This is a genomic window from Neoalteromonas flava, assembly GCF_002807685.1.
Classification (GTDB): Bacteria; Pseudomonadota; Gammaproteobacteria; order Enterobacterales; family Alteromonadaceae; genus Alteromonas_E; species Alteromonas_E flava.
Genome location: NZ_PEAX01000001.1, coordinates 94,676 through 110,158, shown reverse-complemented (window position 1 = coordinate 110,158; position 15,483 = coordinate 94,676). Strand labels below are relative to the sequence as shown.

Sequence of the window (15,483 nt, the reverse complement as noted above, 5' to 3'; positions counted from 1 at the left end):
AATACGTACTCAAGGTTAAATATGCCAAGAGAGGCCAAAATCTACAAGTAATTTCTTGTATAAACGCAGACTTTGCTTAATCCATAAACAGATGAATTTGTTCAGTAATTGATCTGGGCTTTAAATGCTTCGATGTCGTTTATTGCTACGGTATTACTCCGTTTAGCAAACTGAGCCTCGATTGACCATTTGCCGGTGCTATAAAGTACCATTTCACCAAATAATTCGCGTTGTTGAAGAGCCTTTGCATGAGTCACTAATTGGTCAAAGGATAATTGCTGAATGGAATTGGCAATCGCGGCATTTCGATTAAAGTTGGGTGTACCTGTTCCTAAGGCAACCCAAAGCCGCTGAGCTCTGGCACTGCTGCTTAGATCAGGGCTTAATAGTTGGCGGATAAGGTTACTGCGGATTTGCGGAAAATAGCGCTGATAGTAGTCAATATTGTTAATTTGCTGAATTAAAAAGTGAGTGATTTCATTGACTAATGTATTCGCATCGTGCGTTGGTGATTGCACGTAAAAGACCATGCCTGGGTGACTATTATGGGTGACAAAACCACTACCTACCAAGTAGCCCAGTTGTTTTTGGGTGCGTAAAGAGTCGAAAAAGGGGGTTGCCAGCAGCTGTTCTAACAACATGGTTAAAGCGGTGTCATGGATGCTATCACTGGGCGCTTGTAAAAAAAGCAGTGCTGCGGCATCGTCATGACAGTCATCAAGTTCTTGATAGTAAGTCTTAGCCGGAGTCAGTTTGGCGACATCGCGGCTAAGTATGGAGATGTTGTCGTCGGACGCACTGTACCGAGCGAGGGTTTCACCCACTGTGTGAATGTCTTCCACCCGCCAACCGCCATGCATGAAACCTTGCAAATAACATTGTTTCAATAATGCCTGCCACGCACTTTCCACTTGCTCTAATGATAGATTTTGCATCGCACTTAGAACGTCGTTAGGAGCATGGCTATGGCGCTGCATAAGCACACCTAACCGAGTGAACAACCGGTTAATGGGTTTGTTCAATAGGTTATTGCGCAAACTTTGCTGCTGCTGCGATTTTATGCGCGCAAAACTCGCATGGAAATCATGATGCTCATAGAGTTCTTCGAACAGAGTCAAGATAAGGTTTTTTTGTTTGAAAGCAAACCCCGTAGTGTGGACACTTAAGCCGCCTTGATGTCCATACAGGCGATAGCTAAGCCCAGCCACTTCAGCTGCGTAATAGCGTTGTTGTAAGCGATCATTTAGACACCCAAGCCACAAACGTTTGGCAGCCAACATCTCCACACCTTGTGCATTCGCCGGGCTTTCTAAGGATATGTACGCGTCTGCTTTAGCGCCATCGTCATTTGGATCCGTCGCAGCCCACAACTCACAATTTTGTGCGCTAAATACTTCTTCTGGCAGCGTTGGAAGCCCCGATTTTTTGCGGCGTTCAGTGGTTGTTGCGATGAATGGGTTAGGATCCGGTAGGCGCAGGCTGGATAAGTCTATAATTGGATTGTCTGTTTTTGACCATTGCTCAAGTTGCTGTGGTAACAGAGGGGTAACCCGATAGGGGGTTTTATACCAGCGAGCAATTTGATCACCCGCTACCGTGTGACTGATGAGTTTGATCCGCAAATTATTCAGACTAAACTGGTCGAGTAAGGAGACAACATGAGTCACACTATAATCGGCACTACTGAATTGTAGTTGCATTAATGTCGCGGACGAGAAGCGGAACAACCCTTCCGCTAGCAGGCTGCAAAGTTCAGTATCTGCCGTGACCGACTGGGTTGCTGCCATTAATAATGACAACTGGCGTTTCTCTTGGATACGCCACTCCAATGTATCGGTTTGACGGAGTAGTTCTAGGTAGTGCACTACGCTATGCACGATATCGTCAATATGCTCAGCACCTTGGCTAGTGAGCTGCAAACTAATATTGAAGTCCTTAAAGTTAGCGCCTTCAATGCCTCCTCCTGCGCTAAGTGAAATGACCCAGTCATGAAACTTTAACAGCGCCAACAAACTCCCCGGGCCTTCATCGCCAAGCAAATGACTTATTAGGCCCAGCGCTTCAATATCATTTGCAGATAGCTCGCCGAGGGTATAGGTGATGATCAAACGATGTGCTTCTGACAAGGACTGCACCGCGATTAGCACTTGTTTCTGCGCGGGGCGATAAAGCGTAGGTAAATTCAATACTAAAGACGATACGTCAACATTTTCGGGTGGCCCAATATTGAGCTGCTCAAGGGCAGTAAATGGCGAGGCAGCACTTATCACGGCTATTTTACATTGCGATGGTCGAAATTGACGTTGGTGCAATCGGTGTAGTCGTTGTTGTAACTCAGTGCTGCTAAACTGCCGGAATATATCGGCGTTGCCGACGGAAAACTGACTAAACGGATGATCAGGATTGCAGGTTTCTTTGTGTACTTGATATAGCCTGCGCAGATCATCTTTACGTTTATATTGGTACTCTGCATCAATGGTCGCGATTTCTTGCTCAATGTCGGGTATACGGAATAGAGGGGCGCTTAGCATTGCACTTAACAAGTGGACGACTTGTGTTATCTCCGACGCTGAAAAGCGGCTGTGCAGAGTCATAAATTCGGTGCCCGTGTGGGCGTTTAACTGACCCCCTAGCAATTCAATTGATTGCAACACTGTATTTGCGTCGGGGAAATTTTGTGAGCCCATAAACAACATGTGTTCTAACAGGTGAGCGAGACCAGGGCAATCCTTATCGTCATAAAAATGGCCACACCGGAAACTAACCGCAATAGCTGACTTTTCAGCGTCAGCACCTTGGATCCAGATGACCTCAGTACCATTCGCCAGAACCCGGCTAGATGAAACAATTGCTTGTGTTGTCACTGCGTACCTGCATGCTGCTGTCATCTCAACAGCATAGCGTAGTTAAATTGAGTTACAATCTAGAGTGAAAAATAAAGCGGATAAATCGCATAAAAGGTTTTGCTAAAGCCGCATGATTATGCCTACACTTGCGCATATAGAACGGCGGTAAAAGATTTGCTTTATGTCTGCTCACACAGATGCAAAAACACGGGTCATTATTGTTCGACATGGCGAAGCTGAGGCGGCGCTGATTGATGATAAGTCGCGGCAGTTGACCGATCGTGGGCGCAATCAAACGCAATTAGCGAGTGTTGAGATGGCTAAATTTTTGCCTAACCAAAAAGTTGATGTTGCGTTGGTGAGTCCATACCGTCGTGCGCAGCAAACCTTTGATGTATTGTCGATACGCATTGCGGTAAAACAGCGTGTTGAATGCGCTGACATAACACCTATGAGTTCACCGTTCACGGCACGTAACATCGTGCTAGGCTATACCGAAACTGCGACTGCGGAGCAACAAACCCTGTTGCTGGTTAGTCACATGCCCTTGGTCAGCTTTTTAACTGCCGAACTGGCACAGTTAGAGACACCACCGATTTTCTCCACCAGCGCATTTGCGGTTATTGATATCGATAATGCCACTGCGCGTGGTCGTCTGCTTGAATTGGAACAACTGCACAATTAATCATTCAGAAAATGACGCAATTTCCGATAATAAGTAATCGCAAACATTGACGTTGAAAAGAACTCTTCTAATGACAAGCAAAGCCTCGTTGGCATTGCCTGAGCAGTTAAAAAAAGCGCTCGAGCAACACCGCAATCAAGCAGATATAGCAGATGACGATGATCTGAAGACGCTTCTGAGTAAGCTGGATCTGCTTAATCAACGCGTGCGCTTTTACAAGGACAAGATCAAAGCGCGAAGAGCAACTAGTTAGCTACTAACGTCAATAGAATTAACGTTCGGCCGATACAACTCTGGCATGACACGTAACGTTTTCACCTTATTTTCAGACAAGTCTACAATTTCCATAGGGTAACCGGCTAACCGAAAGCTAACATTGTATTCTGGGATTTCTTCTAGGTATTCGATCACCAATCCACTCAACGTTTTCGGACCTTCAGTAGGCAACTCCCAGTTCATTTCTTTATTCAGCTCGCGCACGTTAGCACTGCCATCAACTAACACACTGCCATCTTGCTGGATAGTCACTTCTTTACTGTGCGTTGGGATCATGCTGGTGGTAAATTCACCAATGATTTCTTCTAAAATATCCTCTAGGGTGACTAAGCCTTGTATGTCGCCATATTCGTCTACGACCAATCCAATGCGCTCTTTTTCGGCTTGAAATTTATACATTAAGGTATGCAGCTTGGTCGACTCTGGTGTGTAGTAGATTTCACGTACTGCGCGGATCAAAGTCGCTTTTGAAAACTGGTCTTTGGATAACAGTCTCAATGCGTCGCGCACATGCACAAAGCCAACGGCATCATCGATGGTATCACGATACAGCAGCACCCGAGTATGTTGCGAATTTACCAATTGGCGTTGAATGTCTTTCCAATCATCGTTGACATCGATAGCGAAGATTTCGTTGCGAGGTACCATGATGTCTTCAGCGGTGACATTCTCAAGGTCTAGAATACCCACTAACATATCTTGGTGGCGTTTTGGGATCATGCTACCGGCTTCAAACACAATGGTTCGCAGTTCCTCGCGACTCAGAGAGTCATCACTGCCATCCGTTGGACGTATCCTAAGCAGTGCTAAGAGACCGTTGGTTACTCCATTGATCGCCCATACAAAGGGATACATCAAGGTCATCAATGGCAACAATAACATTGAACTAGGGAAGGCAATTTTTTCAGGATACAGTGCGGCCAACGTTTTAGGCGTCACTTCCGCAAATATCAAAATGACCAGGGTCAGGCCGATAGTAACAATAACTGGGCCCCAAATAGGTCCAAACAAGCGCATACATATTTCAGTAGCAACCACGGTCGCTGCTATATTCACTAGATTGTTGCCAATCAGGATCAAGCCAATCAGACGGTCTGGACGGGCCAACAGTTTTTCAACACGTAAGGCGGCGCTATGCTTTTCGTTGATAAGGTGTTTTAAGCGATATCGATTAATCGACATCATTCCTGTTTCAGAGCTGGAGAAATACGCCGAACAGAGGATCAAGACGGTAAGAATAGTAAAAAGCGTACTGGTTGTGATTGCGTCCAACTATGGATCCTTGGGTAATAAAACAGGGATTAATTTAAAGCTTGATGTTTTTCGGTTCAAGTACATTGTGGCGTATGCTCAGTGAATTACAACAGGATTTCACGCACGAAGCGGCTGCCAAAGTAAGCCAGAGTCAATAATCCGCTGCCAATGGCCACCAGAATGAAAATGGGACGACCACGCCAACCCCAGCGGTGATTGGCAAAGGCTGTAAACACATACAGACAGAACGCAATCAAGGTTAGGGTGGTTTTGTGCACATGTTGGCGGTCAAACATGTTATCTAAAAATACTGCGCCGCTGATAACGGCTATCAAGAGTAATAATGTTCCTGTATATAAAAGCTTAATCAGAATTTGGTCAAGCATCATCAAAGGCGGCAACGACGAATGTAATAAATCACTGTCTTTACGTTTTAAGCGGGTATTGATGTATTCCACTTGGAGTGCATACAACATCACCATAATTAATGCTCCATACGCCAATAGCGACAGCGTAATATGCACGATCAATCCTGGCTTAAGACCAATACTAACGGCGTAACTGCCGGGGACGATCAGGGATAAAATAATTGATAAGAAAGCGAAACCGAAGACCACCGGGAGCAGTAAATTACTGCGAAAATACCAACTGCTGACTAGGATAGAAACGGTGACAATCCACGCTACCAACGTAAGTACGTTGGTGAGACTCATGTTTTGTCCATCGCCTGCGGCAATCAAAAGATAAATTAAGATGACATGCGCCAGTGCCGCACCACTTGCTAGCCAACGCCCTACGGTTGGAGACGTAGCCGACTTTTGAAAAAATTGTTGCGTTAACAACAACGCAGCCACTGCATACGACAGGATGGCTATGAACGCGAGACTGTAAACCGTAATGCTAATAATGGGTTCCACATATTTCATCAGTTATGAGCTAAATAGTAATCAACGCATCAAGCAATTTCTACGCTTTTATTTAGTGGGCGAGGAATTTTCGGTATACTGCCAGCAAATAGAGTGAAACAAGCGGTTGTCATGTTTGAAAATTTAACGGAACGTCTTTCCAAGACGCTGAAAAATGTTAGCGGCAAAGGCAGGCTAACAGAAGACAATATAAAAGATACATTGCGTGAAGTTCGCATGGCTTTGCTAGAAGCCGATGTTGCTTTACCGGTGGTCAAGGCCTTCGTTAATCAGGTTAAAGAACGGGCCTTGGGCACAGAAGTGTCTAAAAGTCTGCAACCTGGGCAAATGTTTATCAAGGTTGTTCAGTCCGAACTTGAGTCGGTTATGGGCGCTGCCAATGAAAAGCTTAACCTAGCGACTAAGCCGCCCGCGGTAGTCTTGATGGCTGGTCTTCAAGGTGCGGGTAAAACCACTAGCGTCGGTAAGTTGGCTAAGCATCTTAAAGAGCGTGAAAACAAAAAGGTCCTTGTAGTAAGTGCGGATATTTACCGACCTGCTGCGATCAAACAGCTGGAAACACTCGCCAGCGAGGTGGATGTTGGATTCTTCCCTTCAACGGTCCTGCAGCGTCCAGTTGATATCGCTGAAGCTGCCATTGAACACGCCAAAGTAAAATTTTTTGATGTTGTGTTGGTGGATACTGCCGGTCGCTTGCATGTTGACGGCGAGATGATGTCCGAAATCCAAGCCTTACATAGCGCGATTAAGCCCGTTGAAACGCTGTTTGTGGTTGATGCTATGACCGGGCAAGATGCGGCAAACACAGCCAAAGCTTTCAATGATGCTTTGCCGTTAACTGGGGTAATCTTAACTAAAGCAGATGGTGATGCACGGGGTGGTGCGGCATTGTCTGTTCGTCATATTACTGGTAAACCGATAAAGTTTCTCGGAATGGGCGAAAAGCTGGATGCGCTTGAACCGTTTCATCCAGAGCGCCTGGCGTCCCGCATTTTGGGGATGGGCGATGTTCTCTCTTTGATCGAAGAAGTGGAACGTAAGGTCGATAAGAAGAAGGCCGAGCAGTTAGCCAAAAAGGTTCAGAAAGGCAAAGGCTTTGATTTACAAGATTTCAAAGAGCAATTAGAGCAAATGCGGAATATGGGTGGCATGATGTCCCTAATGGACAAGTTGCCGGGAATGGGCAATATGTCTGCGCAAATAAAAGACAAAGCCAATGATAAGCAATTTAATCAAATGGAAGCTATCATTAACTCTATGACCGCGGCTGAACGGCAGCGCCCTGATATAATCAAAGGCTCGCGTAAAAAACGCATTGCAGCAGGTTCAGGAACCCAGATTCAGGACGTCAATCGTTTGTTGAAGCAATTTACGCAGATGCAAAAAATGATGAAAAAAATGTCTGGCGGCGGCATGAAAAAGATGATGCGTAATATGAAAGGTATGATGCCACCTGGCGGTGGCTTTGGTGGCCCGGGTGGCATGTTTCCGCCGCGCTAAGGTGATTTAACGTTCATGGAGGTAGTGTGAAACTCAGTATCGTAGTGTTGCTGTTACTGGTTTTTAGCAAATTTGCCTCCGCGACCAATCCCAACTTCGCATGTGAGCAACCTTTAGTTGTTTCTTTCGCGGGAAATTGGCCGCCGTATTTTTATCAACTCTCCTCTCACCGTTACGATGGCGAGGATTATCGTTTATTGAATGATGTTTTAACCTCTATTCAGTGCGGTTTCTCGGTGGTTAGAATGAATGAGCAGCGCACTCACCGGGAACTTCATAAAGGCACCTTCGATCTCTCTTTGGGGGCCAGTTATACTGAACAACGCGCGGCGGATTATTATTATTCGTTACCCTACCGAAGTGAAATCATAGGCTTTGCTGTGCGTAATAATCTGTCGAGTGAGCAATCAATGCCGTTTGCACAAGTCATGGCTGCTGGGGCAAAAGTGGCAATGAACATGAATGGTTACTTTGGGCCAAAAGTTGCTAAACTACAACAGCAATATCCCGCTCAATTTGTTCATGCTTTTGCGTTGAATGAACGCTTGCAATGGTTGCAAAGTGAGCGTGTTGACGTAGTAATCGATGATCGCCATGCATTGTGCTTGAAAGCGCTTGATCAAACCGGTGAGCCTTGGCGCGTGGCCGCTGAAATTTTGTACGAAAATGACGTCCACTTTATCTTCAACAAGCGGGCGGTAAAAGAGCAGTGGGTAGAGACCTTCAATCAGGCGCTCTCTGTTAGCCAAAATAATTCCTCCTCAGGTTTAGCGCTTGTGCAGTGTTAAGCGCTGAAAACTTTAAATTTTTACGTCCGTAAAGCTTGCTATCAACGCTCAATCCCGTATAATCTCGCGACCTTAATTTTGGGGTGGCTATGTTTGCTCTGAAAATAAGGTAATTAGTTAACGGTAACGCTACAACGAGTTGAGGCATTTATGGTTATTATTCGTTTACAGCGTGGTGGTGCGAAAAAGCGCCCATTTTATCAAGTCGTGGTGGCAGACAGCCGCCGTGCACGTAACGGTCGTTTTATTGAAAACGTCGGCTTTTTCAACCCGACTGCGCAAGGTCAAGCTGAGCGTTTACGCTTAGATCTAGACCGTGTTGAGCACTGGGTTGGTCAAGGCGCTGGTCTTTCTGACCGCGTTGCACGCTTGGTAAAAGATGCAAAGAAAGCGGCTGCGTAAGCAGCTATTAAGCAATTGCTTAAGAGGTATAGATGAGTCACGCGTCTGACACACTGGTGGTAGGCAAAATCGGCGCGCCGTACGGCGTTAAAGGTTGGGTCAAAATCAACAGCTATACCGATGAATCAACGGGTATTTTTGATTACACCCCATGGTTTTTGGGAAGTGAAAAAGAATACACGATTGAACAATGGCGTTTCAGTGGGAAAACCCTAGTAGCGAAAATTGCGGGAATTGAATCCAGAGATGATGCTGAAAGCATTAAAAACCTGGACATTCAGATAACCGTAGATCAGTTACCTGAGTTATCAGCTGATGACTATTACTGGCGTGATCTAATCGGCATGCAGGTGGAAACCACGCAAGGCTATGGATTAGGTACAGTAAAAGAGATGTTTGAAACGGGGGCGAACGACGTAATGTTGGTCAAAGCCCGGAGCAACGACGCTTTTGGTCAAAAAGAACGTATGCTGCCGTTTATCCGCGAGAGTGTGGTTAAAACGGTAGACATGCAGGCGCGAACAATCACTGTTGATTGGGATCCAGGGTTTTAATGCCAACCACGAGTTGGTTTGGGTTAGTTAGCTTATTTCCTGACATGTTTAATAACATGACTCAGGAAGGCGTATTCGGGCGGGCGGTTAAGTCTGGGCGAATTGAACTAGCGCATTTTAATCCACGGGACTATACCCACGACAGGCATCGTACGGTCGATGATCGCCCCTATGGTGGCGGACCAGGGATGTTGATGATGGTTCAGCCTTTAACAGACGCAATTCTGGCAGCGAAACAAGCTGCTGGAGATAACGCGAAGGTGATTTATATGTCACCGCAAGGGCGCAAACTGGATCAGCAAGGTGCGCAGCAGTTAGCTGCAAACGAAAAGTTGATTTTGGTGTGTGGGCGTTATGAAGGTATTGATGAGCGCGTAATTGAAGCTCATATTGACGAAGAATGGTCAATTGGGGATTACGTTCTCAGTGGTGGTGAACTTGCTGCAATGGTGTTGATGGATACCGTCGCTCGCTTAAAACCGGGCGTTCTAGGGCATCAACAGTCGGCAGAGCAAGATTCGTTTAGCCAGAATCTACTGGATTGCCCGCATTATACGCGGCCCGAAGTGTTAGGTGATGAAGCCGTACCCAGTGTCTTGCTGAGCGGCGATCACGAAAAAATCAGGCAGTGGCGTTTACAGCAATCGCTCGGCAGAACTTGGTTGCGACGTCCTGAATTAATTAATCATCGAGCTCTGACTGAGGAGCAGAAACGTTTGTTAGATGAATTTCAACATGCGTGGAAGCAGCAAGATGACAGTTAACTCGAACGAGAGGATATGATGAGTAAAGTTAGTCAAGATATCATCAAGAAAATTGAGCAAGCACAGCTCAAAACTGACGTCCCGGCATTTGGCCCAGGTGACACAGTTATCGTAAAAGTGCGTGTAAAAGAGGGCGATAAAGAGCGTCTTCAGGCGTATGAAGGTGTTGTTATCGCGAAGCGTAACCGTGGCCTGCACTCGTCTTTCACAGTACGTAAAATCTCAAGTGGTGAAGGTGTTGAGCGTGTGTTCCAAACTCACAGCCCGGCAATTTCAGCAATTGAAGTCAAGCGTCGTGGTGACGTGCGTCGTGCTAAGCTTTACTATCTTCGTGAGCGTTCAGGTAAATCTGCACGTATCAAAGAAAAACTTAGCTAAATTAACAATTTTTGCGTTAACGTTAACTAATTCGAAAGCCCGCATATCGCGGGCTTTTTTGTGTTCATCGATAAGCTAGCTTTAATTCTCCCGCCCGTTTGTTCAGCACCTCTAACAATCATCAGCTAGCAAAAGCAAATTCTGCAAAATACGTCTGCAGCCAGCAATTACAAACTGTGCATTTAGCAACAAAAGGGGATTATATCTGGACTCTAGGGCTAGGTTTTAATACGAACGCAACGCAATTATCATGATCGCTTCAAACATTTGCCCTAGACAATGAGTAGATCGCAAGCAAATAATAGCGAATGTTAATTTTTATGCGGTAATTTCGTGCCTGAATATCAAACGTTAGCGCCAGATGATCCGGAACAGAAAGTGTACCGTCATCGTGCTAAGCAATTGTGTTTTCAACTCAATCAGCTCAGCCCTGATGCCAAAGCAGAACGTCGAAACGTGCTCACAAAATTATTACCGAATGCCAAGGGAGCGATAGTTGAGGCGGGATTTCACTGCGACTATGGCGGCAATATCTATGCTGGGGAACATTTGTTTATCAATCATGGTGTTACGATTTTGGATGGCACGGACATTCATTTTGGTTGCAATGTCATGGTTGGTCCGCATTGTGTGATAACCGCAACTACGCATCCAAAGGAGCCAGAACTCCGATTATCAGGTTTGCAGTATGTGGCGCCGATCCATATTGGCAATAATGTGTGGATTGGTGCACACGCCACTATTTTGCCTGGCGTAAGAATCGGTGATGAGGCAATCATTGCGGCCGGTGCGGTTGTTGTAAAAGATGTCCCGGCAAAAACCATCTTTATAAAATAGCCAGTTGCCAAGAGCTGTGGTTAAATAGAACGGCTTATTAGAACTAGAATAATAGACGTAAGGCAACCTATGACAACAACAAATTCTACTTGGGTAACCCGCGCTCTCGACAAAGTCGAAGTCGTTGGTAACAAACTGCCGGATCCGGCAATTATCTTTTTTATCTGTTTAGTAATTGTATGGGCCCTCTCGGCTGCGCTATCTGGTGTTAGTTTCGATACCATTGACCCGCGCACTGGCCAAGCCGTCGTGGTTAACAATCTCTTGACCGGTGATGCTATGGCTGACTTTTTAAGTCGTATGGTCAAGATCTTTACCGGATTTGCTCCTTTGGGCGTTGTGTTGGTTGCAATGCTGGGTGTCGGGGTCGCAGAGCACTCGGGCTTTATCAGTGCCGGTTTAAAACGAATGCTGGATGCGACGCCAAAGAGTTTGCTCACGCCGATGGTAGTACTGGTAGCGATCATTAGCCACACTGCCACTGATGCTGGGTACGTTTTAGTTATTCCACTGGCAGGGGTTATCTTTTACGCCATGGGGCGTCATCCGTTAGCCGGTATTGCTGCGGCCTTTGCGGGTGTAAGTGGTGGATTTTGTGCCAACTTTATTCCGTCCGCGATTGACCCTCTACTACAAAGCTTTACCCAAAGTGCAGCGCAGATTATTGATCCGGCTATCCAAATTAATCCGCTCAACAACTGGTTCTTTAATAGTGCTTCGACGCTATTAATTGTGAGTATCGCGTGGTACTTAACCGACAAGGTCATTGAACCACGACTGAAAGATGTCGAGGTGGATGGTGATCCGGCAGATATTCCTAAATTTGACGATCTTGACCCACGCCAGACCCGCGCATTACGTTTTGCCTCCGCGACTATGGTATTGGGCATTATTGCTTTAGTACTGATCTTGTATCCTGCGGATTCACCCATGCGCGACGCAAATGGTGAGTTAACCAGTTTTGCTGCGCCGGTAATGCAATCAATTGTACCGTTGATATTCCTGCTCTTCTTACTCCCCGGTATTGTCTATGGCTATATGTCGGGCACGTACACCAAAACTAAAGACATGATCGACAGTATGACCAAGGCGATGCAGGGCATGAGCTACTACATTGTTATGGCCTTTTTCTGTGCGTTATTTATCGATGCCTTTGGGAAGTCAAATTTAGGCGCCTTACTAGCCATTGAGGGTGCTCAAGTGCTTAAAGCCATGGCGCTGCCGAGTATGGTAACGATTGTCGGGATCATTTTCCTGACAGCATTTGTTAATCTGTTTATTGGTTCATCATCTGCGAAATGGGCTCTGCTGGGGCCGATTTTTGTTCCCATGTTGATGCAATTGAATATTTCACCGGATTTAACCCAAGCCGCCTATCGTTTAGGTGATTCTTCGTCAAATATCATTACACCATTGATGCCGTATTTCCCGTTGGTGGTGGTGTATTGTCAACGCTACGTTAAGTCCACGGGGATTGGTACATTATTGTCTCTGATGTTGCCGTTTAGCATTTCCATCTTGCTGTTATGGACTATATTCTTGCTAGCCTATTGGGGCTTAGATATTCCACTTGGCATCCAAGCAAGTTACGTCTATCCGGCCGCAGGTTAAAAAGCGACCTCCAAAGCAGTGCGACTAACCTATGCTAGTCGCACTGCGCACACTCTGCACTGTAAAACCACTTCCTCAAGTTTTCGAATCGCTACGAACGGTGTTTACATATAAGGCATTACAATTCCAGTGTTTAAAGTAATAATCAGCTTTAATGCCATGGCACAAATAAACTTTGCCTTTTACCGGATTTTCACTTGCTAATCGCTGCTCGAATTGATAAAAAGTCAAGGATTGCTGGCAAATGTTTACTGGCTGGTTGTAAACATAATAATACAAAGACAGAACGCCTCACCCTCGCACATTCGCTGCAATGGAATTAATGCTTTTATTTTCTAATTTTTACTGAGATTTCAATGTTCAAGGACACCATAAATAATATTCATGTTAGCTCTGAAGAAGTCTTGCTGACTCCCGAGGAATTGGCGAACGAGTTGCCCGTAAGCGACAAGGCGTTGCAAGCGATTGCGCAGTCAAGACAGGTTATTTCCGACATTATTCATCGTCGCGATCATCGCATGCTGGTGGTCTGTGGACCCTGTTCGATCCACGACACCGAGGCCGCGAAGGAGTATGCGTTAAAGTTAAAAGAATTACACGAAACCTGCAAAGACAGTCTATATATAGTCATGCGGGTATATTTTGAGAAGCCGCGCACAACCACAGGGTGGAAAGGGCTGATTAATGATCCGCATTTAGACGGTACTTTTGATATTGAAGCCGGCTTACGCAAAGCCCGTGAACTGTTGATTTGGTTGGCTGAACTGGAGTTGCCATTGGCGACAGAGGCCTTAGACCCTATTAGTCCGCAATATTTGGCAGAGTTGTTCAGCTGGGCTGCAATTGGCGCGCGCACGAGTGAGTCACAAACACACCGTGAAATGGCCAGTGGATTGTCAATGCCGGTGGGCTTTAAAAATGGTACTGATGGCAGTTTAGAGATTGCAATCAATGCGCTTAAATCGGCGGCATCAGGGCATAGCTTTATGGGGATTAATAAACAAGGGCAGGTGAGTATCATCAAAACCCAAGGTAACCCAGACGGACATATCATTTTACGCGGTGGCAAGCAGCCTAACTACGACAGTGTTTGTGTGGCCGAATGTGAACGCGAACTTAGAGAAGCTAACCTGCCAGCCAGTTTAGTGGTTGATTGTAGTCACGCTAATTCGTCGAAGGATTATCGCCGGCAACCCTTGGTGGCGCAAAATGTGGTTAATCAAATCCTTGAGGGAAATCAATCAATTATTGGTATTATGCTGGAAAGCCACATCAACGCAGGCAATCAGAAAAGTGATGGCATTGCCCGTGATGCATTACAGCACGGTGTGTCGATAACTGATGGCTGTATCGATTGGGTGACCACAGAGGCAGTGATTTCACAGGCACGGGAGCGTTTAATTACGGTGCTCCCGATGCGGCAAAGTAAATTCACCAGTCAACTTTGATATGGAAAAAACACCAGCGGCTACATTAGCGGCATTACGGGAACAAATCGACGAGTTGGATACCCAACTGGTTGATTTGTTGCGTCGCCGTGCTCAGGTGACAGCCCAAGTCGGCAAAGTCAAAAGCCAAACGGGGATGCCTATTTATGTGCCAGAGCGTGAAGCGGAGCTAATTGCAAAACGCCGTCAGCAGGCAGAAGATGAAGGTGTTTCAGCCAATATGGTTGAGGATCTTTTACGCCGCATCATGCGCGAATCATACGCTACGCAAGATGGCGAATTTCTAAAAGCAAATCCAGCCATTAGCCACGTGGTTGTGGTAGGCGGAGCTGGTGCTCTTGGGCGCATCTTTACTGAGTTGTTTCGACGCAGTCATTATACGGTTAGCGTCGTTGAAAAAGATGATTGGGACAATGCCGAACAACACTTCAGTAAAGCTGACTTGGTGTTGATTTGTGTACCGATTACGCTAACCGAAAAGGTGATACAACAGCTTCCTCAATTACCCCCGCATTGTGTTTTGGCTGATATTACCAGTATTAAACAAGCGCCATTAAATGCCATGTTGGCTCAACACAGCGGCCCTGTGGTGGGGCTACATCCCATGTTTGGCCCTGATTCGGTCGGCATGGTGAAGCAAGTCGTAGTGGTATGTGATGGCCGCGGTGCAAAGCAGTATCAATGGCTCATCGAGCAGATGATCATTTGGGGCGCAAAGGTACAGGAGGCAACGGCTGAAGCGCATGATTCATCAATGGCCTTTATCCAAGTAATGCGCCACTTTAATACTTTCGTGTACGGCTCGCACTTGCAACATGAAAATCCCAACCTACAATTACTAACAAACTTTAGTTCTCCTATTTATCGTCTAGAATTAGCTATGGTGGGTCGACTTTTCGCTCAAGACCCTGAATTGTATGCCGATATTATCTTCAATGATCGGCGCAATATCGCTTTACTAAAACGCTTTTCCGAGCGTTTTACTGAGGCCCTTGCGGTGTTAGAAAATGGTGATAAAGCAGCCTTTATCAAGCAGTTTATGCAAATAGGCGGTTGGTTTGGTGAGTATGCCAAGCAATGCCTGGTAGACAGCAAGAAACTGCTGCTTAAAGCCGATGATGACCAGATGCTGCGTTGGCAGAAGTAAATAAACTGGTCAGACCTTGTGGTATTGGTATTTACTATAGGTTAATCCTTTAAGTGAAGTAGTTTTC

14 protein-coding genes and 2 pseudogenes are annotated in these 15,483 nt (G+C 45.9%); 13 read left to right on the top strand and 3 right to left on the bottom strand.

Annotated elements, in window-relative coordinates:
• Positions 1–101: 101 nt before the first annotated feature.
• Entirely contained in the window at positions 102–2,864 is a 2,763-nt protein-coding gene (locus CSH92_RS00545; protein ID WP_164084619.1) for an insulinase family protein, read from the bottom strand.
• Between the two features lie 163 nt (positions 2,865–3,027).
• On the opposite strand from CSH92_RS00545, the gene sixA reads away from it, so the two are divergent.
• Together sixA and CSH92_RS00535 are read left to right on the top strand one after the other, a co-directional pair.
• Positions 3,028–3,531 carry a phosphohistidine phosphatase SixA gene (sixA, locus tag CSH92_RS00540; RefSeq protein ID WP_100655663.1) on the top strand — a complete coding sequence of 168 codons (504 nt, stop codon included), beginning with the start codon at positions 3,028–3,030 and terminating at the stop codon, positions 3,529–3,531.
• 70 nt (positions 3,532–3,601) lie between these two features.
• On the top strand, positions 3,602–3,784 hold the full coding sequence (locus CSH92_RS00535) for a hypothetical protein (RefSeq protein ID WP_100655662.1): 183 nt from the start codon (positions 3,602–3,604) through the stop codon (positions 3,782–3,784).
• On the opposite strand, the gene CSH92_RS00530 is transcribed toward CSH92_RS00535, so the two are convergent.
• The gene (locus CSH92_RS00530) at positions 3,781–5,079 is read right to left on the bottom strand and encodes an HlyC/CorC family transporter (RefSeq protein WP_100655661.1); all 1,299 of its coding nucleotides are present in this window, start codon (positions 5,077–5,079) and stop codon (positions 3,781–3,783) included. The two genes, CSH92_RS00535 and CSH92_RS00530, sit on opposite strands and share 4 nt — an antisense overlap.
• A gap of 86 nt (positions 5,080–5,165) precedes the next feature.
• Positions 5,166–5,978 carry a cytochrome C assembly family protein gene (locus CSH92_RS00525; protein ID WP_164084618.1) on the bottom strand — a complete coding sequence of 271 codons (813 nt, stop codon included), beginning with the start codon at positions 5,976–5,978 and terminating at the stop codon, positions 5,166–5,168.
• Between the two features lie 120 nt (positions 5,979–6,098).
• Between CSH92_RS00525 and ffh the strand changes: the two genes are divergently transcribed.
• The 11 genes and pseudogenes from ffh (at position 6,099) to tyrA (ending at position 15,416) form a co-directional block, all read left to right on the top strand.
• Positions 6,099–7,487, top strand: coding sequence for a signal recognition particle protein (gene ffh / locus CSH92_RS00520; protein ID WP_100656267.1), 1,389 nt, complete (start codon positions 6,099–6,101; stop codon positions 7,485–7,487).
• A gap of 26 nt (positions 7,488–7,513) precedes the next feature.
• A complete protein-coding gene (locus CSH92_RS00515; protein ID WP_100655659.1) occupies positions 7,514–8,275 on the top strand; it encodes a substrate-binding periplasmic protein in 762 nt (253 codons plus the stop codon).
• Between the two features lie 150 nt (positions 8,276–8,425).
• Entirely contained in the window at positions 8,426–8,677 is a 252-nt protein-coding gene (gene rpsP / locus CSH92_RS00510; RefSeq protein WP_100655658.1) for a 30S ribosomal protein S16, read from the top strand.
• Between the two features lie 32 nt (positions 8,678–8,709).
• On the top strand, positions 8,710–9,231 hold the full coding sequence (gene rimM, locus CSH92_RS00505) for a ribosome maturation factor RimM (RefSeq protein ID WP_100655657.1): 522 nt from the start codon (positions 8,710–8,712) through the stop codon (positions 9,229–9,231).
• On the top strand, positions 9,231–9,995 hold the full coding sequence (trmD, locus tag CSH92_RS00500) for a tRNA (guanosine(37)-N1)-methyltransferase TrmD (protein ID WP_100655656.1): 765 nt from the start codon (positions 9,231–9,233) through the stop codon (positions 9,993–9,995). The genes rimM and trmD overlap by 1 nt, the downstream gene beginning before the upstream one ends.
• A gap of 18 nt (positions 9,996–10,013) precedes the next feature.
• On the top strand, positions 10,014–10,373 hold the full coding sequence (gene rplS, locus CSH92_RS00495; RefSeq protein ID WP_100642338.1) for a 50S ribosomal protein L19: 360 nt from the start codon (positions 10,014–10,016) through the stop codon (positions 10,371–10,373).
• Between the two features lie 333 nt (positions 10,374–10,706).
• A pseudogene (locus CSH92_RS17395) lies at positions 10,707–10,838 on the top strand (maltose acetyltransferase domain-containing protein); the annotation flags it as partial.
• Positions 10,839–11,078: 240 nt separating this feature from the next.
• Positions 11,079–11,183 (top strand): annotated as a pseudogene (locus CSH92_RS17390) (DapH/DapD/GlmU-related protein); the annotation flags it as partial.
• A gap of 96 nt (positions 11,184–11,279) precedes the next feature.
• A complete protein-coding gene (locus CSH92_RS00485; RefSeq protein ID WP_100655654.1) occupies positions 11,280–12,821 on the top strand; it encodes an AbgT family transporter in 1,542 nt (513 codons plus the stop codon).
• Positions 12,822–13,177: 356 nt separating this feature from the next.
• Positions 13,178–14,269 carry a 3-deoxy-7-phosphoheptulonate synthase gene (locus CSH92_RS00475; protein ID WP_100655652.1) on the top strand — a complete coding sequence of 364 codons (1,092 nt, stop codon included), beginning with the start codon at positions 13,178–13,180 and terminating at the stop codon, positions 14,267–14,269.
• A gap of 1 nt (position 14,270) precedes the next feature.
• Entirely contained in the window at positions 14,271–15,416 is a 1,146-nt protein-coding gene (tyrA, locus tag CSH92_RS00470; RefSeq protein WP_100655651.1) for a bifunctional chorismate mutase/prephenate dehydrogenase, read from the top strand.
• Positions 15,417–15,483 lie beyond the last annotated feature (67 nt).